Raw genomic sequence first — 24,489 nt, forward strand, 5'->3', positions numbered from 1 at the left:
GATGTCAACTATATCGAATGCAGCGCGCAACCAAAGTCGCCGTCAAGATTCAAATTCTCCAGCCGGGACTCCTCCCAATATTTCTTGTACATCCCAAACAAGCGCAATAGAGGCATCCCTTCTCTCTAGCGGTTCCACCGTGTAGTCTCCGGCTGGAAAACTTACATATTGTCCGTCCTCAAGAGTAATAGAGCACTCTAAATTCTCACCAAAACTGCATCGACATTTTCCTCGAAATACAAAAAGCAATCCTTCGCGAGCTATTGCGGGATGCCTTACCTCACCACTTTTATAAAATTTCGTGGTCACTCGAAAATCGGGCCGAGGGTATTTTAATCTAATCGCACTTTCACTGATTTCTTGCTCAGAAGCATCCCAGTTCAAGACTATCAAGCTATTCATTCAACCTCCATTCAATCATCTTGTAAAAACAATCCCAAATCTCTCAAAGGCGGCGCATGGTGAACAGGCTCTCGGTGAAGGTATCGGCTCCGCGCATCGTCTGAGGTCTTGTTTGCAATTGTCAGAGGATCAACTTCCAACGCATGTGCCGCATCTCGCGTCTACTGGCGGGGAGTATTTCAGCAGCCTGCCAGGCGCTTGAGCGCGTTCGACTTTAAATCTCAAGCGGACGAAGCAATCGCAAAAAATTCCGCGTGCCACAAGATGGGCAGTACATCTCTCGCTCAACAACATTTGAGGTTTCAGCACTTCGACGATCGGTTACCTGCAAATTTTCATTTGCGCATACCGGGCATGAAATCAATGCAACGGGGTCGTTGGAGAGCAACTTCCCTGCCTCAATCCATAAGAGCGTAATGTTTTTCTTCATTTAATTTCCTTTACAGCTTTTGCCGCAAAATCTGCTGCTGCCTTGGTCTCTTGAGCAGCAAGTGCACCAGAGACACCGTTAGAAGAATTGGTGGTGGTCAAACGATGCAACTCATGCAGAATTGTTTGCTTAAGTTCCGCGGGCGACGTGAATGCCTCTCTGCCGATTAAAAATCCGTTTTCCCCAAACATCGTCATGCCTGACGCTGGCAAGCCAGGTTCGTATTGAATCAATCTACTGCCAACGGTTATGGTGACCGGCTTTCCAGCCGCGTGAGCAGCTTGAATTTTCGCAAGCTCCGAAGATTTCAGAATGCCTTGCGCTTCGTTGATGATTCCTGACTCGGTGGGAGTAAATCCGCGTATCACGCCCCCATTTGCCCCACCCGCCCCCAAACTCGGCATGGTCGGCAACGGATTGCCCGCAGCATCAGCTGCAGTCGTGTTGCCGTACCTCATCCCCGCACTGCTGTACGCACTGTCCGCAGTCCCATCAGTCGCGCGAGGCAACGTTGTGCCCGTCCCCTGCACCGCCTCCTCACCAACTGCCCCCACAGCGTTCGCCGGTCGCACCAGTTGCCTCGTCGTGGCCGCCAGCCCCCGCGATGCATCGGCAATCGCCGCCCATGTGGAAGCCCCTCCCGACGCAATCGCCTCCCCGATGGCTTGCATGTTGCGCAGATTGCTCGCGCCCAGGGCCCCGTCCGCAGCAACCCCGAATTCGCTGAAGGCTGTCCCCACGACACTGCGCTCCGTGGGGGTCAGCACTATCGGGCCGCAGCCCGCGGGGCCTTGCAAGGCCGCACAGCTTTGTCCTCTGAGCAGTACCGCCGGCACCAGCGCCGCGCTCAATGTGCGAACTGCGCCTTTGTCGCCCGAGGCCTCGAACTCACCGACCAGGTTCACCATGCCCGTGATGGCGTTGTTGAGTGCGATCAGGTTCGCCGGCGTTGGGTTGACCGCCACCAGATCCTTCGCAGCCGACAGCCTGTCGAACACGCCTTGCTGGTCGGCATCCACCCCGATCCAGCGCTCGGCCGTTTTGAACTGGCAGCTCAGGGGCGCTTCGCCTTTGCTACAAGTCGCCAGTTCGGTGGCGCGCAACCTCTTCTGGGCTCCGCTCAGCCAGTTGTTCTCGATGGCATTGGCACCCGCAGCCGAAGCAATATCCGCCGCCGCTTGCGTCCTCCCCACCAACGCCCCCGCAATCCCGGCCACCATCTGGCCCAGCCTGACGGTCCGCTCCGCGTATTGCGGATCGGCATTCGGGTTGTAGATCTGCCCCGTCACGTGCCCGACCACCGCTCCGATCGCACCGGCGCCGCACCCTGCGCCAGCGCCCATGCCCCCGCTGCCTGCAGCACGCCCCGCTCCCACGACGCACCCTGCAATAGCGTGCGCAACCTCCGACGCCAGCCGGTTCAGGTTCTGGTTTCCGTCCGGACCGTTCGCGCCGATCCACTGCGCGCTGCCTGACGCAGCCGTGTTCAGAAGACCGTTCAACAGCCCGCTCTTGATCCCCTCCTCCACACTGGTGCCCTGGATCGCCGAGTTGATGAGCCCGCCGGACACCCCGTTGATCAGGTTGCGCTGCAGCACCTGCGTCCAGCCCACGGCGCTCCCGTCGGCCAGCGTCCGGCCAACGTTGGCGGCCGTGTAGTTCTCCATGCCCAGCCCGATGTTCAGCCCCTGCAACGCCCCCGCAGTCGCCATCGCCGTCACGATGCTCTTGATCCCCTGGCTCGACGTCAGGTCCTCCACCACCCGGCCGATGTCGCCGTTGTTGTTGATCAGGCTGACCGCACCCTGCGAAGCGATGCTCGTCACCCCGGCAGTGACTGCCGCGCTGACGATGGTCCCCGTCGTGCCACCCCCCACCGCGCTGCCCGCCGCCGCACCTGCGCCGCTCGCCGCCCCCCAGCTCAACACGGCCACCACAATCGCTACCACCGCACCGCCCGCCTCCGTCAGGCTGCCCTGCTTTTCCGCCCACTGCCGCTGCGCGAGCGGCACGCCCTGCCAGTTGATCCGTAAGTTGCCGAGTGCGGGGTCGTTCTCCACCTGGTTCAGCCAACCCATGCCAGGTTGGTTGCGCTGGGCCGCCAGCACCTGCTCCAGGGTCTGCTGCGCGGCTTGTGCGCCGCTGGGCCCCTTGCCGGTGTTCTGCCCCCACTGCACGTTCAGCTCCGGCGTGTCCAGCCGCAGGCTCCCGCTGTCGATGCGGGTGTAGTTCGCCGCTTCCACATGCGCCCCGGTGTCGCGCGTGCGCTGGTACATCGGGTCGCGCTCGCCGCGGCTCTGGCTCACCTCCGTGGTGGTCCGGACCACCGCCATGTTCACCCTGCCATTCGGTGCGTTCAGCGCCACCTGTTCGTCCGCGCGAATCCGCGCGGCACCCAGCGTGAGGTTGCCCTCGGTCGCCGTCAGAGTGACGTTGCGCCCGCTGAGCGTGGACTGCGCGAGCGTGGTCTGGTACAGCCTGTCGGTCACGCTCGACTTGCCGTTCATTCCCTTGCCTGATCGCTTGGGGTTGCCCATCGTGCCGATGGACTTCTTGGCCGTCTCGGTGCCGAACTCCTTGCTGACCTCGTTTGTGCCGCTGATGACATTCACCTCACGGCCCGAAACCTTCAGGTCCTTGCCTGCGAGCAGGGTGCTGGCATAGACATTGGCTTGGTGGCCCGCCTCGACGGTCAGGTTCTCGCCTGCGGTGACGTTGGATGCGTGCTGCGTCTGGGTCGACACTTCCGCGTGCTGCGCGAGGCTGAGGGCGCGGTCGATGCTGGGGCCGCCCAGCTTGGGAACGATGAAGCCCTTGGTCGTGCGCGTGCGCTCGGCGCTGACCGAAGCGCTGTCCGTCGACGACACGATGTTCACGCTGCCGCCGGCCCTGAAGGTCGCGTTTTTGCGGGCCGCGATGTCGCTGCCCACCACGTTGATGTCGCCTTCGGCAAAGAGGCCGATGGACCCGCCGGACAGGCTGCTGCCGATGCTGGTGCTGGAACTCGCGTCGGCGGCGATGGTCGTGGTGATCGATTTGAATGTGCGCCTCTGCTTGGCCTGGCTGCGGTCGACCATCAATCGGGTCTCTTGCCCCGCGAAGATATTGATGTCGCCCACCGCCGTGAGGCCCAGCACGCCGGGGCCGGCATCGATGGCGGCGGCGCGGGTGTTGATGTCGCCGCCCTGCGCGTCGAGCAGCACTGTCCCGGTGCCGACGATGGTGCTGCCGATGTCCTTGCTGGCCGCATCGCCCCGGAAGGTGGAAGAGTTGAAGACAGACAGCCGGCTTTCCGACTCGGTGACGGTGCCCAGGTTGATGCTCCTGCCGGCCGTGATGGAAGTGAAGCTGCCCTGCCCGGTGTTGGACAGCACACCACCGGTCACGTTGACGTCATTGCGGGCGTTGGCAATCAACGTTGCGTTGGGGCTGCTCACATACAGCCCTGCCACGCGATCGATGTTCGTCCGGCTCGCCAGCAGCCCTGCCTGGCTCTGCGTCGTGGTCTCGACGTTGATGTCGTGTCCGGCCGTGAGCAGCAGTGCGTCTTTCGCGTCGATGGTGCCACCGATGTTGGCAATGTCGTTCGCCGCGTGAAGCACCACGCTGCCGCCCGAGATGCGCCCGCCAAGGTTGTGAATGTTCTCGGCATTGATCGAGACCAGGCTGCGCCCGGCGATGGTGCCGCCGTTCTCCAGATTGCCGACATCGGGTGACCCGGGCGGCCCCTGGATGATCATCCGGTCACCCGACAACAAGCTGCCCGAACCTGTGATGTCGCCCGGCCGCACGCGCACATAGACCTGGGGCACCAGGGCCTGCTCGGTGCTGCCGTCGGGCAGCGTCACGGTCTGCTCGACCAGCCACACGATGTCGCTGGTGAGCTGAGCCATCTGCGCCGCCGAGAGCGCGATGCCGGGGCGCAGGCCGTACTGCCTCGCGAGGGTGGCGCCGTTGTTCATCAGCGCGGCGTACTGGTCGTCGTCGTTGCCGAACCCGTCGAGGTAGCGGTAACCGGTGAGTTGCGCCACCTGCTCGCGGATCAGCCGTTGTTCGTAGAAGCCATCGCCAAGGCGCTTCAGGGCGTTTGCAGGGTCTTGGCCGAGGTTGTTCAACAGGTAGTCGCTGCTCAGCCAGTTGCGGTAGCTGGCGAAGCGCGGGTCCGTCTCCACCAAGTAACGACTGCCGGCGTCGCGCCGGACCCCGAATAGGCTCGCCCTGGGAATCGAGGTGTTCGGCATGCTGGTGCGAACGACCAACGCGACGGGGTACGTGACGCGCGTGCCGGGATCGGCACTGTTGCCTGGCACGGTGACCGTGCCGCCGACCGCCGACGGCACTTCCAGAATCACACGGGCGCGCGTTCCGGGTGTCACGACGCCGGCAGTGCCCACCGGCACGCCACCCAACGCAACGGTGGCCGAAGCCGCGGGCTTTCGGCCTGAGATCACCGCATCGGGGCAGTCGTTGATGCAACTGGCGCCCAGCTCGAAGGTGGTCCTGGACACCTGCGGCGCAATGACCGTGCCGAGCCCGACGTTGTCGCCCTTCACCGGCGGCGCATAGGTCTGCAAGCCACTCAGGGTGACGACCTTCTCGCCCATGGTCGCGCGGTTGTCCACGTCCTGGGCCGGCGGCAGTGTGGAGGTACCGCCCGCCATGATCTGGCTGTCGCGGTTGCGCAGCTTGCCCGAGAGGGTCATGTCGCCGCCCGAGACGATGCGCCCGGGCTCGGGCGGGCTGGCCGCCTGATCGACCTCGGTCGTGCTGACGTACTTGCGCTCGTACCACCCCTTGCCGGTCAGGGTCTGGCCGTTGATCACCGTCGACCACGTGCGGCTCCCGCGGTCCAGCTTGAATTTGTCGAAGGGCAACTCGATGCCGCCCAGCGGGGTGACGGTGTACTTGTCGAAAACCGTCGGGCCGGTCGTGCGCGTCACGGCGAAGTGGGTGTCGATGTTGTCGATAGCCCCCATCGCAATGCGCATGTTTCCCAGCGATTCGATGTCTGCGCTCAGGTTGTCGAGCGTGTCGCCCCCCAGCGGCGTGGCCCTTCGCTTTTCATCCAACCCGCCGCCGATGGCCATGCTGCCCGCGCTGAACAGCAACGAATGCTCGGTGTTTCTGAGGGAGCGGGTGCCGATGTCCAGCGTGCTGCGCGCGGCGATGGTGGCACCGTCCTCGTTGTTCAGCGAACGGGTGGCGATGGACACGGCGTCGCCGTAGATTCTTCCGCTGAGCTTGTTGTCCAGGGTCGATGCGTCGATCTGCGTGCGACCGATGGCGGACCGGCTTCCGATGCTGTCGATCAGCCCTCGGTTGGCCAGCGTGTCGCCGGCTTTGACGACGGTGTCGGCACCGCTCATCTCCGCACCGGCACTGTTGGTCACGTCGGAGCCGCCGACGGTGAGGGTCTTGCCGGCGATGAGCTTGCCGTTATTGACGAGGGTGCCGGTGGTGACGTAGCTGAAATTGCCCTTCGCGCCCAGTTCCCCGTCGTTGACGAGGTTCTGTGCGAGCGACAGGCTCAAGTCTTCCCCGGAGCGCACGGTGCCCTTGCCGCTGACGGCCTGCCCCGCGACCTCCACTTTCTTGTCGGCGGCCAGGGTGCCCTCTGTGTTGTCGATCGCCAGGGTGTTGGCGCCGGCAATACGCAGGACGTTTCTGGCGGTGATCAGTCCGTGCGTGTTGTTCAGGCTGCCTGCGCCTGTCACCGTGGCGTCGATGTCTGCGCGAATGGCGCCGTCGGTGTTGTCCAGGGTCGTGGCCGAAATGGCAACTTTGTTCCCCTCGATGCCTTGGTCTTTCGCCTTGGTGTTTGCGTTGGAGAGCGCGCCTGCCGCCAGCGTGGTGTTCGCCAGCGAACGCACCAGGCCACCGGTGTTGTCGATGCGACCGGCTGCGCCTGCCTTGAGGGTCAGATCCCCCATGGCTTGTGTTTGCCCGCGGCGGTTGTCGTAGCCGGCACCCGCGGCATCGATCGACACGCTCGCCTGGCCCAGCACCACACCCCCCTCCCTGTTGGAGAAGGCTTGCGTGTCGGCCTTGAGGGCGTTCTTCGCGCCGATGAAACCGGCCGTGTTGTCGACGGCGCCCACATTTTTCAGCGTGAGCCTGTCAGCGCTGGTGATGCCGCCTTGTGCGATGGAGTAGCCCGCCGCACGGGTGTTGGTAAGCTTCTGCCCGTTGGTGTCGAGCGTCATGTCTCCAGCGGACTGGATCAGGCCGGTGTCGTTGTTCAATACGCCCGACACCACGTCGAGGGTGGTGCTTGCCGCCAACGTGCCCCTCTTGCTGTTGTCCAGCGCATTGCCGCCCGTATTCACGGTGAGGCTGGCGCCGGAGACCTTTCCACCCGTGTTGATCAGACCGCCATTGACGAGCGCGACCTTGCCGCCGGCTTGCAGCGCTCCTTCGTTGTTCGTGGTCGCGCCAGAGGTCGTGACACTCAGGTCGCTGTGGACTGCCGCGACAACGCCCTTGGCGCTGTTGTCGAACGTGGCGGCCATGAAGTAGACGTTGCCGTTGCCGGTGATGGTGCCGCCGGTGTTGTCGAGCGCCCCAACTGCCGTGATGCGCAAGGTACCCGGCGTCACGACCTTGGCCTTGCCGCTGGTGCGCACGTCACTCTGCGTCGCCGCAACGGCAATGCTGGCGCCGCCGGTCTGGCTCCCCGACAGATCGACGCTCGCTCCTTGCAGCGTGGCGCTCCCGGCTGCGAGGTTGGAGCCGTTCGCGACCAGCGCGCCGGTGCTGGTCACACGCAGATCACCTTCGGTCCCCAGCCTGCCGTCGGTCTGCACGCCGGCGCCGAGCAGGCCGGCACTGCCGGAGGCCACGCTGCCGGCGTCGATTGCGGTGTGGCGACCTGCGGTGATGCTGCCGCCGTTGACGAGCGCGCCACCGACCGCGAGCGTGGTGTCGTTGCCCCCGCGCATCGCGCCACTGGTGTTCAGCGTTTGCGCCTTCATGGCGAGGTCGGTGCCGGCATCGATGGTGCCCGCGGTGTTGTCGACGGTCTTCGTCACCTGGGCCGACAGCCGCCCCATGGCCGTGAGGGTGCCGCGCGTGTTGTCGATACGGCCTGCAACCGAGAGCGTTGCGTCGCCGGCACCGGTGAGCGTGCCGTCCATGTTGAGCAGGTCGCCGCTCGTGGCAATGTTCACGCTGCCCGCGCTCAGCTTGCCGCCCGTGTTGTCGAACAGGCCCACATTCGCACCGAAGCCCTGGCTGACGTTGAGCGTGCCGCCAGCGTTGCTGAAGCGGGCGCCGGTCACGGCCATGGTGGCCACGTTGAGCGTGCCGCCCGCGTTGTCGATCTGCGGGGTCTTGAGCGTGATGGGGCCGCCCGCGTAGATGCGGCCGCCGTCGTTCCGGATCGTGCCGGCCGCGGTGATTGCACCGGCAGCCGGCGGGGCGTAGTACGACACATCGGGCAATGCGCCGCCAGTCGAGGCAGCCGCAGTCGAGGTGGCCAAGCTGGAAGGCACATTGCCCGCACCTGCCACGCCAGTGGCCCCATCTCCCGGCTCCGCGCCGATCACGCCGCCACGCGTGTTGCTCAGCACCGGCGAATCGATCGTGAGCCCGGCACTGCTGGTCTGGCGAATCGTCCCTCCACGGTTGTCGATGTCGCCCCTGCTGCTCAGCTCGACCCGCTGCCCCTCGAGCGTCCCCGTGTTCTCCAACCGGCCCTGCGCGGTCACGACAAGGCCGCCCGCACCCGCGCCGACATTGCCCGCGTTGCGCACACCCAGCCCGGCTTCGGTGCCGATGAGCGTGATCTTCTGCGCGTACATGCCGCCCAGCGCCGCCACGTCGAGCGCATACGTCGGCACGGCGCCGGTGCCGGCCACAGGCGTGACCTGCCCGGAATCCGCCGACACCTGGTTGGCACCGGCCACCACCTTCAACTCGCTCGCCCAGATGCCCGCGTTGACCTGCACGGCGCGCGCCAGGATGGCCGCGTAGTCCGTCTTGCCGGCATCCAGCCCCGCACCGTCGATGCTGACGGTGCCGCCGCGCACCAGAAAGCTGTCGAGCCCGCCCATCGCGTTGAACTGCGGCGTTCCCGTGGTCAGGGTGGCGCGGCTCGCGTTGATGAAGCCGCCGCCATCCACGCTGATGCCGGCCGGGTTCGCCACGATCACTTCAGCGCGCTGGCCGCCGACCTCGACGTACCCCTGCAGTTGCGTCGGGCTGCCGCTGTTGATTTCGTTGAGGATGACGCGCGCCGGTCCCCTGGCCAACCAGGCGTTGCCTTGCACGAATCCGCCGAGCTGCGTCTGCACGTTCAACCGGCTGTTGTTCAGGATGGCGCCGTTGCGCATCACGTCGAACTGCTGGTAGACATTGCGGCTCACGCCTGCGGCCGAAGGCGTCTGGATGTTGACGAGCGGCACGCCGTTGGACGCCACCAGCACGGTCGGGCGCAGGGGGCCTGGCACCATGGGGCCGGAGACGATCTGGGCCTGGCCGGGCAACGCCACCAGCACACCGAAGAGCGCGACCGAGGCCGCGGTCGTCGTCGTGCCGGCGGCTCTGGCGGTGCCTTTGGACTTGCCTTTGGAAGTCCCTTTAGACACCCCCTTGCCGGTGCTGGTCGCGGTTTCCTGAACCACCATGCGCATGCCGCGCGCGGCGTTGAAGATGATCCGGTGAAGGTGCTTGTTCATTGTGTTTTCTCCCTGCGCCTCAGAAACTCAAATTGAGGTTGAACCCCGTCGTGACGCTGGCCGTGCGATAGCCCTCGGGCTTGCTGATGGGGGCCCCGACGAAGACGTCGTAGTTCAGGCCCCTCCATGTCCCGCGCACGCCGATCACGCCGCCCGCCAGGTGATTGCCCAGCAGCGCCTGCGCCGACGGGCCGCTCACATGGCCGTAGTCGATGCCGACGTAGGCTTCGGCGCCGCTCTGCCCCACGGCCCAGCCGACGTCGTTGCGCAAGAGCCAGCCGCGCTCGCCGAGCAGGCTGGTCTCGCCGTCGAATCCGCGCACGGTGTAGCGCCCGCCGATGCCGAAGCGGTCCTGCGGCGTGAGCGGGGTCTGGTTCCACTGCACGCGCCACTGGCCGGCGTACCGCAACTTCTGCGCGCCGAGCTTGAAAGGCGCGTTGAGGCTGACGTCGAGCGTCGCCAGCCGCATGCGGCCGGTGCCTTCGTCGAAGGCCTCTTCGGGTGCACGCTTCGCACCGAAGGCGCCGGTGCCTTGACGCAAGGCGAAGGTGCCGTCCAGCGAGGCCTCGCCCATGAACTCCCTGTGGCTCAGACTGGCCTCCCAGGCGCCCACCACGCGGTGCTGGTTTTCGATCTGGGTGTCGTCGATGAAGCTGCGCGATTCACGGCGCAAGGCGCGAAAGGCAACAGTGGTCTTGCGGCGCTGGTCCCGGTAGACAAGGCGTGAGAGCCTGAGCTCGGCGCTGTGGGTCTTGCCGGCGTAGACGTAGTCCTGGTTCAAGCCCGCCACGGTCTGGCCGTACTGGCTGTTCGACGCGCTGAAGCTCAGCAGCCAGTAGCCCCAGGGCAGCGAATAGTGAACAGTCTGGCCTTCGGTGCCTCGGCGCGGATTGCCCAGCGCATGCCCGTCGATGCTGTGGCTGCCGTTGACGTAGAAAAGGTCGTTGAGGCCGAAGAGGTTGTCGACCGAGACGGTGGCGCCGGACTGGTACCGGCCAGTGGCTTCGGTGCCGCTGTCGTCCGCGCTCAGCGTGCCGCGAAACATGCGGGCCTGCACGTACTTGACGACGAGGTCGCTGTCGCCGGGGCGAGCGTCGGACGCAGCGGACGGCTCGATCTGGATGTCGGCTTCGGCAGTGGGTGCGCGCTTGAGGTTCTCGAGGCCCTGTTCGATGTCACGAAGGTTGAGCAGGTCGCCGGGGTGGGCGGGAATCGCGCTTAGAAGCAACACGCGATTGGCGCCGAAGCGGGTGCTCGAATCGGACGTTGCGCGAATGGCGGCGATGCGCCCGGGAACGAGCGTGAACGTCAGCGTGCCGGCGGCCAGGTCCTGCGGCGCGGCCAACACACGGGTCGTGACGAAGCCCCTGGCAATGACGGCCTGCTGCAGGCGCGCCATGACAGTATTGACGCCCTGGGTGCCCAGGCAGCGACCGAGCGGGTCGTCGTTCGCCTCGGGGCCGGCGGCAGCGTCCAGCACCCACTGGAAATCTGCGGAATGCTCACCTGAAAGCAAGAGGCTGTCGATGCGAAAGCATGGCGACTCGGTGCCGGACAGGCGAGCGGCATCTGCCTTCGGCGCGTCCGGCAGGCGGGCGTCGACTGGCTTCTGCTGCTGCTCGCGCAAAGCGCGCTCGCGCTCCTGCTGGCGCAATTGCTCGACAAAGGGATCGGGAGTCGAAGGGTTGGCTTGCGCGAAGGAGCCGGACGCAGCGCCGAGCAGCAGACAGACAACAGGCGCGGCGCGCAGCAGTTGCGGCGCGCGAGGGCGTGAACACAGGGGCATGAAAATCCGGAGATGCGCGGCGCGAAATACGCTGCGGGGCGCGGATCTTCATGCGGCGTTGGGCTGCACATATGTGGCCAAACGTGACCTGGAGAATTCTCAGGCGTTGCGTTAACTATGCAACGTCGTCGCGTGAGTGGAAGCGACTGAAACTAACAAAAAGCCTGCTCTTTGTTATCAACTTTGCACGGCTGATAGTTTGCGGTCGACAACCCCACGCACCGCTCTGCACCGAACCTCGCGACGCTCAGATGCCGCTGCGTCGCCCGTCCGCATAGAGCACGCCACGCGGCGCGCGGCACAGCCCCCAGAACCGCAGCCCACTGAGCTCGGCCATGCGCACGCCCATCGAGGTCGGCGCGGAAATGGTGGCCATCGCGGCAATGCCCAGGCGCGCGCACTTGCGCACCAGCTCGTGGCTGCCGCGGCTGGACATCAGCACGAAGCCCGGTTCTTCAAGTCGGCCCGCCAGCGCGAGCTTGCCGAGCAGCTTGTCGAGCGCGTTGTGGCGTCCCACGTCTTCCATCAGGTCGGTGAGCTCGCCGTCGACCGTGGCCCATGCGGCTGCGTGGATGGCGCCCGCCTCGGCGTTGAGCACCTGGCGCGGCGGCATGGCCGCGAAGGCGCTCAGCACGGTGGCCAGGTCGATGCGCTCGATCCACGCCCGCGGCGGCACACGCTGCGGCGTGAGGTCGAGTCCCGCGAAGCTTTCGACGCCGCACACGCCGCAGCCGGTGCGCCCGGCGAGGCTGCGGCGGCGGTCCTTGAGGCGTTCGAAGCTGCGGGTGGAAATATCGAGCTGCACCTCGATGCCGGGCATGCCGTCGGGCAGGCCGGCATCGGAGGCATCGACCACCTGCACGTCGATGCCGCGGCAGTCCGCCGCGGTGTCGAGGATGCCTTCGCTCAGCGAGAAGCCCAATGCGAAGGCCTCCAGGTCTTGCGGCGTGGCCATCATCACCGCGTGCGATACGCCGTTGAACACCAGTGCCACCGGCACTTCGGCCGCCAGCGTGTCGTCGCGCACCACGCCCTCGGGCGCGAGGCCGCGCTCGCCGACGACGTGCACGGCATGCCGCACAAGCGACGGCAGGGAGTCTGTTTCGGTGGTGTCTGTCATGGCCTCGGCCATTGTCCGCTCAGCCGGGGTTTTCGTCAGCCGGCAGGGTGTCGACCAGGGCACGCCCGGCATCGGTGAGGTGCGCGACCCAGCGGTCGTCGCGCTGCACCACGCGCACCCAGCCGGGCCCGCGCACGCCGCCGATGGCCGCGTCGCCCATCAGCGTGAGCTGGCGCATCACCACGCTGGCGCCCTGCCCCAGCCGCTTGCCCAGGCGCGGCAGCGACATGCCGCCCTCGCCCGGCGCCTCGGCCAGCGCGCGCAGGATGGCGACCGCAAAGGCATCGGCGTCGAAGGCGGCAGCGGTCATGCCGCCACGGTATCGGCGTCAGCAGGCGCGGGTGCGGGCGCCGCATGCAGCGACAGCACCACGGGAATGGATTTGGAGGTCGGCGTGCCCGCGTTCTCCGCCACCGACGACAGCGGCACCAGCGGGTTGGTCTCGGGGTAGTACGCCGCCAGGTTACCGCGCGGAATGTCGTACGCCACCAGCTTGAAGCGGTCGGCCCGGCGTTGAATGACGACCCCCTCGCTCGGCACTTCGTGTCCTCGCTGCCCCCCGGGGGGGGCCTCGCTTGCTTGGGGCGGCCCAGCGCGGCGCTCGGGGCCGTCGCTCCACACGGTCTGGATGTCGACCCAGTCGCCGTCCTTCATGCCGAGCTGGCGGATGTCTTCCTTGTGGATGAACACCACGCGGCGCTGGCCGAACACGCCGCGGTAGCGGTCGTCCATGCCGTAGATGGTGGTGTTGTACTGGTCGTGCGAGCGCGTGGTCAGCAGCGTGAAGACGATGGTGTCGCCCTTCTTCGCGAAGCGCGCGCGGGCACGGTGGGCGTGCGTGTCCAGCGGCACGGCGTGGGTGAAGAACACGGCCTTCTTCGACGCGGTGTTCCACACGCGCTCGCTCGCCGTGTTGCGCAGGCGAAAGCCGCCGGGGTGCGCCACGCGGGCATTGAAGTCCTTGAAGTCGTCGAACACGGCTTCGATCTTGTCGCGGATGCGCGCGTAGTCCTCGACGAGCCAGAGCCACGGCGTCTTGCTGCGCGCGCCGATGGTGGCGGCCGCCAGACGCGCCACGATGGCCGGCTCCGACAGAAGCTGCTCCGACGCGGGCGGGTTGATGCCCATCGAGATGTGCACCATGCTCATCGAATCTTCCACCGTCACGCCCTGCGGGCCATTGGCCTGCATGTCGATCTCGGTGCGGCCCAGGCACGGAAGAATGAGGGCCTCGCGTCCGTGGATCACGTGGCTGCGGTTGAGCTTGGTGGTCACGTGCACCGTGAGGTCGCACTTCTGCAGCCCTTTCCAGGTCTGGTAGGTGTCGGGCGTCGCGGCCGCGAAGTTGCCGCCGAGAGCGAAGAACACCTTGCCCTTGCCGTCGAGCATCAGCCGGATGGCCTCGACCGTGTCCACGCCGTTCTCGCGCGGCGGCTCGAAGCCGAACACCTGCTGCAGCCGGTCGAGCAGCGCCGCCGGCGGCTTTTCCCAGATGCCCATGGTGCGGTCGCCCTGCACGTTGCTGTGGCCGCGCACCGGGCACGCGCCCGCACCTTCGCGACCCATGTGGCCGCACAGCATGAGCCAGTTGCCGATCATCTGGATGGTGGCCACCGAATGCTGGTGCTGCGTGATGCCCATGCCCCAGCAGGCGATGACCCGCCTGGCGCCCAGGTACACGTCGGCCGCGGCGCGGATCTGCGCTTCGCTCAGGCCCGACTCCTGCACCAGGATGCTCCACGACTCGGCGCGCAGGTCGTCGGCCAGGGCCTCGAAGCCGGTGGTGTGGGTGGCGATGAATTCATGGTCGAGCACCGACGGCTCGCCGCGCGCCACGGCCGCGTCCTCGCGCTCGATGACGTGCTTCATCATCCCCTTGACGGCGGCAAAGTCGCCGCCCACGCGCAGCTGGAAGTAGTGCGTGCTGATGGGCGTGGAGCCCATGGTGGCCATCTCGAGCTTGTCCTGCGGGTCGGCGAATCGCTCCAGGCCGCGCTCGCGCAGCGGGTTGAAGCTCACGATGCGCGCCCCGCGCTTCGACGCCGCGCGCAACTCGCCGAGCATGCGCGGGTGGTTGGTGCCGGGGTTCTGGCCGAAGATGAAGATGGCGTCGGCCTTCTCGAAGTCTTCGAGCGTGACCGTGCCCTTGCCCACGCCGATCTGCGGGCGCATGCCGCTGCCGCTGGGCTCGTGGCACATGTTCGAGCAGTCGGGAAAGTTGTTGGTGCCGTACTCGCGCACGAACAGCTGGTACAGAAAGGCGGCCTCGTTGCTCGCGCGGCCCGAGGTGTAGAAGATGGCCTGGTTCGGGTCGGGCAACGCGTTCAGGTGCCCGGCGATGCGCGCAAAGGCGTCGTCCCAATCGATGGGCACGTACTTGTCACTGGCCGCGTCGTAGGCCATGGGGTGCGTGAGGCGGCCTTGGTCTTCGAGCCAGAAATCGCTCTGCTCGGCCAGTTGCGCCACCGTGTGTTTTGCAAACAGCTCGGGGCCGGCGCGGCGCGCGGTGGCCTCGGCGGCCACGGCCTTCACGCCGTTCTCGCAGAACTCGAAGGTCGAGGCATGGTTGCGGTCGGGCCAGGCGCAGCCGGGGCAGTCGAAGCCGTCGGGCTGGTTGGCCGACAGCAGCGTCTTCGCGCCCTTGATGGGAATGTCTTGGCGAAGCAACGCGTTGGTGACGCTGCGCAACGCGCCCCAGCCACCGGCGGGGCCCTTGTAAAACTCGATCTTCTGCTCGCTCATGCCAAGAGTGTTCGTCCCCCGGGTGCCGCCGTCAAATTGGATTGGCACATGCAGCGATTCAAAACGGAAATGAAGGGCCCCCCGCCGAACAGCCAGCCTTTGCCGTTCTTTCTTCAGTGGTAGTCGTCTTCGCGCTGGTGCCGGACCGCAGCCACGACGATCGAGTCGCTCGCCTCTATTTCGAACAATGCGACATAACCGCTGGCGCCGAACGGGATCACAAGTTCGCGGATGAAGGGGCTGTCGCCTGCCTTGCGGCAAGTGAATGGCGAAAAAGCGAGTGCGGCAATGCCGTGTTCAATGGCATCGAGAGCCCGCGAGGCCAGTTCCAGGGCACCGCCCCTTTCGAGTTCCCGCTCGAGAACGAAGTCGTACAACCGCTCCAGATCTTCAACAGCCTGGCGCGTGAACCGGACCGCGTAACTCACCGGCGCGCCGCGTCCTGCCGCTTCTTCGCCGATTCAAGCTTTGTCTTCAGGCGATCAACCACCTCGCCGGCGTCGACATAGTCACCGCTGCGACGCGCGCTGGCGAGTGACTTCACACCGCGCGCCACAAATTCGGCCTGGCTCTTTCGCTGGAGCACACAGGCGCGAACGGCCGTCTCGACGAACTGGGACAAGGACTCGCCCTTGCCAAGCACCTGCTCGACTTCGTCCCGAAACTCGGGCTCCACACGCACGGAAGGAATGGTGGCGGTTTTCATCGCCAAAGTGTATCGCTTATGCGATACACGGACGTCACCCGCGCGCGCCCTGCATCAGCAGCCCGCGCAGCCTGCTGCGCAGCGGCGTCTCCTCGACCTCCTGCACACCCGCGATGTCGCGCAGCGCGAAGTCGCGGCTCTCGGCGTTGTGCAGGTCGATTTCGCGCACCACCTGGCCGTTGCTGTACACGAAGGCCACGTCGGCCAGCGCGAGCACGTCCTCGATGTCGTGCGTGATCATCAGCACGGGAATGCCCCAGTCCTTGCGCGCCTGGGCGAGCTCGGTGCGCAGCTCGGCGCGCAGCATGGGGTTGAGCGCGGCAAAGGGCTCGTCGAGCAGCAGCACCTGCGGCTCGCAGGCCAGCGCGCGGGCGAGCGCCACGCGCTGCTGCTGGCCGCCCGACAGCTTCTGCGGCCGGCTGTCGGCCAGCGCCGCGAGGCCGAAGCTGTCGAGCAGGGCCTGCACGCGCCCGGCGTCCTTCACGGGCGGCTTGCGGCGGTGCCAGGCGGTCAGGCCGAAGGACACGTTCTCGCGCACGCTCAGGTGCGGGAACAGCGCGTAGTCCTGGAACAGGTAGCCCACGCGGCGCGCCGGCGCGGGCACGTCGATGCCCTGGGCCGAGTCGTACAGCGTGCGGCCGTCCAGCCGCACATGGCCCGACGCGGGATGCAACAGGCCGGCAATGGCCTGCAGCGTGAGCGACTTGCCCGCGCCCGACGGACCGTAGAGGGCGGCGAAGGGCACGTCGGTCTGAAAGCGCACGGCGAGGTCGAAGCGTCGTGCCCCGTCCTTCACCGACAGTTTCAGATCGACATCGATCATGGCTTGCCGAAGCCGTAGCGCGTGAGGACTTCCTGGGCCGCGGGCGTCGACAGGAAGGCCACGAAGTCAGCGGCCAGCGCCTTCTGCCTGCTGTCGGCCACCACGGCGATCGGGTAGGTCACGGGCGTGTGGCCGGTGGGCGTGAAGGCGATCTTCACCTTGTCGCCGGCGACGGTCGCATCGGTGCGGTAGACGAAACCGGCCTCGACCTCGCCGCGGCTCACGTAGTCGAGCACCTGGCGCACGCTGTCGGCCTGCACGAACTTGGGCTCGAGCGAGGTCCACAGGTTGGCGCCGTCCAGCACCTGCTTGGTGTAGCGGCCGACCGGCACGGTGGCGACCTTGCCGACGGCGATCTTCTTCACGTTGGCGCCGCCCAGGTCCTGCAGCGTCTTGACGCCCACGGCGCCCTGCGTGGGCTCGACGAGCACCAGGCTGTTGGTGACGAAGTCCTTGCGGGTGGCGGTGTCGATCAGCTTCTGCTCGACGGCACGGTTCATGGTGTCCTGGTCGGCGCTGGCGAACACGTCCACGGGCGCGCCCTGGCCGATCTGCTGCAGCAGCACGCCGGAGGCGGCGAAGTTGAAGCGCACCGTGGCACCCGACCTGGCGGCCTCGAACCTGGGGCCGATTTCCTTGAACGCGTCGGTCAGGCTGGCGGCGGCCGACACGGTGATCTGCTGCGCGGCGGCGGCCAGCGGCAGGGCAAGCGCCACGACCACGGAGGCGAGTGACAAGAGACGGGACGGACGCATGTGCAACACCTTACAAGAATGAAATCAGCGAAGTGAAAAGAAGCGGTTCGACAGCACCAGCACGGTGATCGACAGCACGGACGTCACGATGACCAGCAGCAGCGCCAGATCGTCATGCCCGGCCTGCACCGCGTCGTAGATGGCCATCGACAGCGTCTGGGTCTGCTTGGGAATGGAGCCCGCCACCATCAGCGACGCGCCGAACTCGCCCATGGCCCGCGCGAACGCGAGCAGCGTGCCGGCCAGGATGCCGGGCCAGGCCAGCGGCAACGTCACGCGCAGGAACACGGACAGCGGCGACTGCCGCAGCGTGCTGGCCGCCGCTTCGAGCGAGCGGTCGACGTTCGCGAAGGCGGCGCTGGCCGACTTCAGCACCAGGGGCAGCGCCACCACGGCCGAGGCCACCACGGCGCCGTGCCAGCTGAAGATGATGGTGTAGTCGAGGTGCTCGCGCAGCCACGCGCCCAGCGGGCTGCGGCGGCCGGCGGCCACCAGGATGGCGTAGCCGATCACCGTGGGCGGCAGCACCAGCGGCAGCATGAACACGGCCTCCAGCACGGTGCGCCCGAAGAAGCGCTTGCGCGCGAACACCCAGCCCAGCGCCACGCCGGCCACCAGCGCCAGCACGGTCGCGACGGCGGCGACCTTGAGCGACAGCACCAGCGGGAACCAGTCGGTCGAAGCGATGAGCGAGTTCGTCGTGTTCATGAAAATACGGCGGGATTGTTACACGGTGAGGCTCAAGGTTCACACGGGGGTGCGCAAAACCATGAGTCTTCATATACTGAGGAATACAGCGTAGGAGACCGTCCCCATACGCCCATCCGCTCAAGACACCGTTGTCCGCTCGATCTCCGGCCGGCCGGAGCTTCGCCATGTGACGCGGGTGCATGAATGGCGCATCGAGCGCGCCATGGACGCCGGCGGCTTCGTGCTCTCCATCACCGGGGCCGACGGCGCGAGCCAGTGCTTCTTGGTGGCCGACGCCGACGCCGACGACATCGGCGAGGTGCTGCGCCGTCAAGCTGCCTGGATCGACCACCGTGCGCAGTGACGCGCATGCAGCGCGCAGATGGAGCCCCTGGCGCCCCCTGCAGCGGTTCAGGCCATCCGGTCGTCGGAGCGGATGCCCGGCAGCGGGTCGAGCCTGCCACCGAACCAGCCCACGCGCTCGGTCTGGCGCACGTCGAACCTGGGCACGCAGGGCTTGATGTCGAGCACGGGCGTGCCGTCCATCATGTCGTTGCCGCTGAAGTGCAGCGTGGTGCCGTCCACCGACACGAGTCGCACAGGGCAGCAGACCACGGCGGCCGGCGCTGGACTCATGGCGCCAGCAGCCGGGTCAGCGCGCGGATGTCCGCCGCAGTGGCCAGCCGCGCCGCGTTTTCGATGGCGCGGTAGTGCTTGACGATGTCTTCGCCCACCGGCGTGAGCGCGGTACCGCCGCCGCGCGAGCCGCCGGCCGCGGTGTTCACGGCGGGCGAGGCCAGCGCACGGTTCATCTCGTCGATCAGCATCCAGGCACGGCGGTACGACATGCCGAGCAGCCGGGCGGCCGCGGAGATCGAGCCGGTCTCTGCCACGGCTTCGAGCACGGCGATCTTGCCGGGACCGATGGCGATGGTGTCGTCCCGGTAGACGCGCAGGCGGAACTGGACTTTGGATTTCATGTGGGCACGAAGCGTAAACCAATGCGGGCCGTCATTGTCCGCCCGCGGCCAGCCATCGCCCCGGTTCGTCGCTATGCAAGACTGGATACGGCGCGCCACCTTCGGCCTAGCGGCAACGCCGAAGCCGGGCCGTTCGGTGACCCGGCTGGCGGCGAGCGAGGTGTTCGCCGCGCGGCCTTCGGGCCGCTGACCGGTCAAGCCGGCCAAAGGTTCAGAAAGGTCAGCCGAAGAACTTGGCCGCGCTGACCAGGGTCTTGTAGACGCCCCACGCCAGGGGAATGCCCACGGCGATCCAGGCCAGCGCCACCACCAGCGGGCTCACCGCGTCGGCGCGGCCCGAGCCGCTGCCCACTTCGGCGGCCGAGGCCTTTTCGTGCGCCAGCTTCTTTTCGACGGCCAGTTCGGCGTCGGTCATGAAGTGCTTGTCGGCCACCGGACGCACCAGCAGGTTGGCGATGAAGCCGATCACCAGCATGCCCACCAGGATGTACATGGTCTGGTTGTAGACCTGCTCGCGCGGCAGGCCCAGGCCCAGCTGGTACTCGCGCATGTAGTTCACCACCACCGGCCCGAGGATGCCGGCCGTGGCCCATGCGGTGAGCAGGCGGCCGTGGATGGCGCCCACGAACTGCGTGCCGAACAGGTCGGCCAGGTAGGCCGGCACGGTGGCAAAGCCGCCGCCGTACATCGACACGATGACGCAGCACGCGCCCACGAACAGCAGCTTGCTGCCCGCGCCGGCCGACGAGGGAATGCTCGCGTACAGCACGGCGCCGAGCACGAAGAACACCGTGTAGGTGAGCTTGCGCCCCAGCTTGTCCGACAGGCTGGCCCACACGAAGCGACCGCCGATGTTGAACAGCGACAGCAGCGCGGTGAAGCCGCCCGCCACCACCGCGATGGCCGCGAGCTGCGCCTTGTCGAGCTGGCCGTACTTGGCCGGCAGGTCGATCAGCGCGCCGCCGAACACCTCCTGCAGCATCGGCGAGGCCATGCCGATCACGCCGATGCCGGCGCTCACGTTCATGCACAGCACCAGCCACACGAGCCAGAACTGGGGAATGCCCCAGACCTTCTTCACGTGCACGTGGCGCTGGGTGATCATGGTGTTGCTGGTCTGCGCCGGGGGCGGCGTCCAGCCTTCGGGCTTCCAGCCCGAGGGCGGCACGCGGTAGCCCAGCGCGCCGGCCATCATGAAGACGAAGTAGCCGAGCGCCATGACCACGAAGGTCTGCATCACGCCCACGTCGGTGGCGGTGCCGAAGCGCTTCATCAGGTCGACCGCCAGCGGCGAGCCGATCATCGCGCCGCCGCCGAAGCCCATGATGGCCATGCCGGTGGCCATGCCGCGGCGGTCGGGGAACCACTTGATCAGCGTGCTCACCGGCGAGATGTAGCCCAGGCCCAGGCCGATGCCGCCGATCACGCCCGAGCCGAGGATCATCAGCCAGAACTGGTGCAGGTGGATGCCCAGCGCCGACAGCAGCATGCCGCCGCACCAGCACACGGCCGACACCACGCCGGCCTTGCGCGGGCCGGCCCGTTCGAGCCAGCCGCCCCACACCGCTGCGGAGCAGCCGAGGAACACGAAGAACAGCGTGTACATCCAGCCGAGCGTGGCCACGCGCCAGTCGCAGGTGGTGGCGAAGAGCTCGGCGAAGAAGCTCATGTCCTTGGCGCAGGCCTGCGCGCCGGTGCCCGCGGTGCCGAGTGCTTTCGACAGCGGCAGCCAGAACACCGAGAAGCCGTAGGCCATGCCGATGCACAAATGAATGGCCAATGCGGCGGGTGGCACCAGCCAGCGGTTGAAGCCCGGGCCCGCGATGATGCGTTCCTTGTCGAGGAGCCCGGGTTGCTGCTGCAATCCGCCTCCGTTGATGCGCTCTCCCTCGAGAACGCCTGCAGATGAACCCGCCATATTTCTCCTAGTTCGCCGGATGTGTAAGTAATTGCTGATCCGGGCCGCGGAGTGTGAGTGAACGCTTTGATCTGCGTCAAATTCGATCAACGCATGGCCCGATTCAATAAGTAAATGACCGCCCGTTCACTGCCCGAGCGTGCCGCTGTGTTGCTGCACCTGGGCCTGCCACTCGGGCGTCTGCATGAAGGCCAGCGCGGCCTCGAGCGCGCGCGAGGAGCGCACGCCGTCCTGCGTCATGAAGCCGATGGGCGTGCGCACCTCGGGCGCCACCAGCGGCAGCGCCTCCAGTTCGCGGTGGCTGCGCACGGCCGCGACCATGCCGCCGGGCAGCACGCTGCTGACGGTGCCCACGCTCACGGCCAGCGCCAGCGTCAGCACCGAGTTGGTCTCGATGGCCGGCGTGACCGGCACGCCGGCTTCGCGCAGCGCCTGGTCGACGATGGTGCGGTTGTGCATGTCGGGCGTGAGCAGGCACAGCGGCAGCTTGCCGGCCTCGGCCCAGGTCATGGGCTTGCCGATGCGCAGCTGGTCGGTCGACGCCTTGCGGGCGCGGCGCAGCAAGAAATAGTGCTCGATGCTCTGCGGCCATGCCGTGAGCTTGACGCCCGGCAGGTGCATGCGCTCGGTGTAGCCGAGCGCGAGGTCGATGGAAAGGCTTTCGAGCCCCGTCTCCAGCTCCTGCGAGCTCATCGACAGCACGGCCGGCACGATGCCCGCATGCCGCTGTTGCAGCATGGCCGCGAAGCGCGACAGCATCGGGATGGCCGTGGGCACGGCCGCCATGCGCAGGCGCCCGTGGGGGTCGCCGTCTGCGCTGCGCAGTTCCTGCAGCAGCACTTCGTTGTCCCTCAGCATGCGTTGCGCCGTGGCCAGCACGCGCTCGCCCTCGTGCGTGAGGCCGACGTACACGCGGGCGCGCTTGACGATGACCACGCCGAATTCGCCCTCCAGGGCACGCAGCGCATTCGACAAGGCAGGCTGCGTGATGTGGCAGGCCTGCGCTGCGCGGCCGAAGTGCTTGTGCTCGTTCAGCGCCACCAGGTAGCGCATGGAGGCGAGCAGGTTCATCCGCTTGCTCTCTAGGTGTTCTTGCTGATCGAGATCGTCGGGAACTTCGACGAGAAGTCCTTGGCCTTCTCGGCAATGCCCACGGCCACGCGACGGGCCACGTCCTTGTAGAGAACGGCAACGTCGCTGTCGGGCTCGGACACCACCGTCGGCGCACCACTGTCCGCCTGCAGGCGAATCTTGATGTCCAGCGGCAGCGCGCCGAGGTACTCCATCTGGTATTCGGCCGCCATTTTCTTGCCGCCGTCCGCGCCGAAGATGTGCTCCGCATGGCCGCAGTTCGAGCAGATGTGCACTGCCATGTTTTCCACGATGCCCAGGATCGGCACGCCGACCTTCTCGAACATCTTGATGCCCTTCTTGGCGTCGAGCAGCGCAATGTCCTGCGGCGTGGTGACGATCACCGCGCCGGTCATCGGCACGCGCTGGCTCAGCGTCAGCTGGATGTCGCCGGTGCCCGGGGGCATGTCGACGATCAGGTAGTCGAGGTCTTTCCAGTTGGTCTGGCGCAGCAGCTGCTCCAGCGCCTGCGTGGCCATGGGACCGCGCCAGATCATGGCCTGGTCCTGGTCGACCAGGAAGCCGATCGACATCACCTGCACGCCATGGCGCTCCATGGGCTCCATGGTCTTGCCGTCGGCGCTGTCGGGGCGGCCCTCGATGCCCATCATCATGGGCTGGCTCGGGCCGTAGATGTCGGCGTCCAGCAGGCCCACCGTGGCGCCTTCGGCGGCGAGCGCCAGTGCCAGGTTGGCGGCCGTGGTGCTCTTGCCCACGCCGCCCTTGCCCGAGGCCACCGCGATGATGTTCTTCACGTTGGGCATCAGCTGCACGCCGCGCTGCACCGCGTGGCTGATGACCTTGGTGAGGATGTTGACCGACACGTTCTCCACGCCGGGCACCGCCTTCGCGGCTGCCACCAGCGCCTTGCGGATGGCCGCGTGCTGGCTCCTGGCGGGGTAGCCGAGCTCGAGCTCGAACGACACGTCGCCCTCTGAAATCTGCAGGTTCTTGAGCGACCGGCTCGCCACGAATTCCTTGCCGGTGTTAGGGTCTGCGACGGCCTTGAGCGCGTCCATGAGCCCTTCTGGGGTGAGTGCCATTGATCTAACTCCTGAATGGCGGGTAGTCTAGTTCGCTCTCCAAGGCCACACCGCACGGCCTCCCAATAGCCTGAAACAATAAAAAATGCCAGAGACACCCCCCGTCACCGGCCTCCTGCTCACCGGAGGCGGCGCCCGGGCCGCCTACCAGGTGGGCGTGCTGGAGGCCATTGCAGACATCCGGCGCGCCGCCGGCCCCGCGGTCACCGGCACCGGCAACCCCTTCCCCGTCATCACCGGCACCTCGGCCGGCGCCATCAACGCGGCCGCGCTGGCCTGCGGCGCCGACAACTTCGACGCCATGGTGGCGCACATCGCCAAGGTCTGGCGCGAGTTCCGCGCCGAGCAGGTGTACCGCGCCGATTCGCTCTCGGTCATCGGCAGCGGCACGCGCTGGCGCATGCTGCTCGGCCTGGGGCGCTTCGCGGCCAACTGGATGCGCATCAAGCCGAAGTCGCTGCTCGACAACCGGCCGCTGGCCGAGCTTCTGCAGCGCATGGTGCCGCTGGACCGGCTGCCCCGGCTGATGGCCGAAGGCCACGTGCAGGCGCTGGCCGTGACGGCGTCGAGCTACAGCTCGGGAGAGCACGTCACCTTCTTCGAGGCGGCCGTGCCCATGGAGCCCTGGGTGCGCTCGCAGCGCCTGTCGGTGCGCGACCGCATCACCCACATGCACCTGCTGGCCTCCTCGGCCATTCCCTTCGTGTTCCCTGCCACCGCGCTGCCGATGCAGCAAGGCCACGCCGAGTACTTCGGCGACGGCTCGATGCGGCAGTCCGCGCCCATTGCGGCGGCCATCCACCTGGGTGCGCAGCGCATCCTGGTGATTGGCGCGGGCCGCATGCACGAGCCGCGCGAGACCCCAGGGCCCAACACGCACAGCGGCTACCCGACCATGGCGCAGATCGCGGGCCATGCGCTCTCGAGCATCTTCCTGGACGCACTGGCGGTGGACATCGAGCGCCTGCGCCGCATCAATCACACGCTGGGGCTGATTCCCGAGGAGGCGCGCGCGGCGAGCGCGCTGCGTCCGCTCGACCTGCTGGTGATCTCGCCCTCGGAGCGCCTGGACGTGATCGCGGCGCGCCATGTGGACGCGCTGCCCGGCGCGGTGCGGCACCTGCTGGGCGGCTCGAAGGTCGCGGCCGACGTGAAGGGCGGCGCGCTGGCGAGCTACCTGCTGTTCAAGTCGGCCTACACGCGCGAGCTGATGGCGCTCGGGCGGACCGACGCCATGGCGCAGCGCGACGAGGTGCTGCGCTTCTTCGGCTGGAATACGGCCTGACGC

At 66.9% G+C, this 24,489-nt stretch carries 19 protein-coding genes; 2 read left to right on the forward strand and 17 right to left on the reverse strand.

Features of this window, described 5'->3' with window-relative positions; genetic code table 11:
* Nucleotides 1–42: 42 nt before the first annotated feature.
* From AC1DJH_RS28870 to modB, 12 genes are all read right to left on the reverse strand, one after another.
* Nucleotides 43–402, reverse strand: coding sequence for a hypothetical protein (locus AC1DJH_RS28870; RefSeq protein ID WP_478188033.1), 360 nt, complete (start codon nucleotides 400–402; stop codon nucleotides 43–45).
* A 214-nt stretch (nucleotides 403–616) separates the two neighbouring features.
* A complete protein-coding gene (locus tag AC1DJH_RS28875; RefSeq protein WP_478188034.1) occupies nucleotides 617–832 on the reverse strand; it encodes an NrdR family transcriptional regulator in 216 nt (71 codons plus the stop codon).
* The gene (locus AC1DJH_RS28880; protein WP_478188035.1) at nucleotides 829–9,507 is read right to left on the reverse strand and encodes a two-partner secretion domain-containing protein; all 8,679 of its coding nucleotides are present in this window, start codon (nucleotides 9,505–9,507) and stop codon (nucleotides 829–831) included. Before AC1DJH_RS28880 ends, AC1DJH_RS28875 begins: the two co-directional genes overlap by 4 nt.
* Nucleotides 9,508–9,526: 19 nt before the next feature.
* On the reverse strand, nucleotides 9,527–11,293 hold the full coding sequence (locus tag AC1DJH_RS28885) for a ShlB/FhaC/HecB family hemolysin secretion/activation protein (protein ID WP_478188036.1): 1,767 nt from the start codon (nucleotides 11,291–11,293) through the stop codon (nucleotides 9,527–9,529).
* Nucleotides 11,294–11,540: 247 nt separating this feature from the next.
* Nucleotides 11,541–12,413, reverse strand: coding sequence for a formate dehydrogenase accessory sulfurtransferase FdhD (fdhD, locus tag AC1DJH_RS28890; protein ID WP_478188037.1), 873 nt, complete (start codon nucleotides 12,411–12,413; stop codon nucleotides 11,541–11,543).
* 19 nt (nucleotides 12,414–12,432) lie between these two features.
* Entirely contained in the window at nucleotides 12,433–12,723 is a 291-nt protein-coding gene (locus AC1DJH_RS28895) for a hypothetical protein (RefSeq protein WP_478188038.1), read from the reverse strand.
* Nucleotides 12,720–15,155 carry an FdhF/YdeP family oxidoreductase gene (locus AC1DJH_RS28900; protein WP_478188039.1) on the reverse strand — a complete coding sequence of 812 codons (2,436 nt, stop codon included), beginning with the start codon at nucleotides 15,153–15,155 and terminating at the stop codon, nucleotides 12,720–12,722. Before AC1DJH_RS28900 ends, AC1DJH_RS28895 begins: the two co-directional genes overlap by 4 nt.
* A gap of 113 nt (nucleotides 15,156–15,268) precedes the next feature.
* Complete coding sequence (locus tag AC1DJH_RS28905) at nucleotides 15,269–15,583, reverse strand: type II toxin-antitoxin system RelE/ParE family toxin (protein ID WP_478188040.1); 315 nt, start codon at nucleotides 15,581–15,583, stop codon at nucleotides 15,269–15,271.
* Nucleotides 15,580–15,861 carry a YlcI/YnfO family protein gene (locus AC1DJH_RS28910; protein WP_435484736.1) on the reverse strand — a complete coding sequence of 94 codons (282 nt, stop codon included), beginning with the start codon at nucleotides 15,859–15,861 and terminating at the stop codon, nucleotides 15,580–15,582. Before AC1DJH_RS28910 ends, AC1DJH_RS28905 begins: the two co-directional genes overlap by 4 nt.
* Before the next feature lie 34 nt (nucleotides 15,862–15,895).
* Nucleotides 15,896–16,684, reverse strand: a complete 789-nt coding sequence (locus tag AC1DJH_RS28915) for an ABC transporter ATP-binding protein (RefSeq protein WP_478188041.1) — start codon at nucleotides 16,682–16,684, stop codon at nucleotides 15,896–15,898.
* Nucleotides 16,681–17,439 carry a molybdate ABC transporter substrate-binding protein gene (gene modA / locus AC1DJH_RS28920; RefSeq protein ID WP_478188042.1) on the reverse strand — a complete coding sequence of 253 codons (759 nt, stop codon included), beginning with the start codon at nucleotides 17,437–17,439 and terminating at the stop codon, nucleotides 16,681–16,683. Before modA ends, AC1DJH_RS28915 begins: the two co-directional genes overlap by 4 nt.
* A 24-nt stretch (nucleotides 17,440–17,463) precedes the next feature.
* Entirely contained in the window at nucleotides 17,464–18,147 is a 684-nt protein-coding gene (gene modB, locus AC1DJH_RS28925; protein ID WP_435444718.1) for a molybdate ABC transporter permease subunit, read from the reverse strand.
* A 169-nt stretch (nucleotides 18,148–18,316) separates the two neighbouring features.
* Here modB and AC1DJH_RS28930 point away from each other — a divergent pair, with 169 nt between their 5' ends.
* Nucleotides 18,317–18,493 carry a hypothetical protein gene (locus AC1DJH_RS28930; protein WP_478188043.1) on the forward strand — a complete coding sequence of 59 codons (177 nt, stop codon included), beginning with the start codon at nucleotides 18,317–18,319 and terminating at the stop codon, nucleotides 18,491–18,493.
* A 47-nt stretch (nucleotides 18,494–18,540) separates the two neighbouring features.
* Here the strand turns inward: AC1DJH_RS28930 and AC1DJH_RS28935 are convergent, their stop codons facing one another.
* From AC1DJH_RS28935 to apbC, 5 genes are all read right to left on the reverse strand, one after another.
* The gene (locus AC1DJH_RS28935; RefSeq protein ID WP_478188044.1) at nucleotides 18,541–18,765 is read right to left on the reverse strand and encodes a TrmO family methyltransferase domain-containing protein; all 225 of its coding nucleotides are present in this window, start codon (nucleotides 18,763–18,765) and stop codon (nucleotides 18,541–18,543) included.
* Nucleotides 18,762–19,109 carry a winged helix-turn-helix domain-containing protein gene (locus tag AC1DJH_RS28940; protein WP_478188045.1) on the reverse strand — a complete coding sequence of 116 codons (348 nt, stop codon included), beginning with the start codon at nucleotides 19,107–19,109 and terminating at the stop codon, nucleotides 18,762–18,764. Before AC1DJH_RS28940 ends, AC1DJH_RS28935 begins: the two co-directional genes overlap by 4 nt.
* A 220-nt stretch (nucleotides 19,110–19,329) precedes the next feature.
* Nucleotides 19,330–21,027 carry an OFA family MFS transporter gene (locus AC1DJH_RS28945; RefSeq protein ID WP_478188046.1) on the reverse strand — a complete coding sequence of 566 codons (1,698 nt, stop codon included), beginning with the start codon at nucleotides 21,025–21,027 and terminating at the stop codon, nucleotides 19,330–19,332.
* A gap of 126 nt (nucleotides 21,028–21,153) precedes the next feature.
* Nucleotides 21,154–22,098, reverse strand: a complete 945-nt coding sequence (locus AC1DJH_RS28950; protein WP_472121095.1) for a LysR substrate-binding domain-containing protein — start codon at nucleotides 22,096–22,098, stop codon at nucleotides 21,154–21,156.
* A gap of 11 nt (nucleotides 22,099–22,109) precedes the next feature.
* Nucleotides 22,110–23,201, reverse strand: coding sequence for an iron-sulfur cluster carrier protein ApbC (apbC, locus tag AC1DJH_RS28955; RefSeq protein ID WP_435484742.1), 1,092 nt, complete (start codon nucleotides 23,199–23,201; stop codon nucleotides 22,110–22,112).
* Between the two features lie 85 nt (nucleotides 23,202–23,286).
* On the opposite strand from apbC, the gene AC1DJH_RS28960 reads away from it, so the two are divergent.
* A complete protein-coding gene (locus tag AC1DJH_RS28960) occupies nucleotides 23,287–24,486 on the forward strand; it encodes a patatin-like phospholipase family protein (RefSeq protein ID WP_478188047.1) in 1,200 nt (399 codons plus the stop codon).
* Nucleotides 24,487–24,489: the final 3 nt, after the last annotated feature.

The sequence above is a fragment of the Variovorax sp. 10N412 genome, from assembly GCF_056394985.1.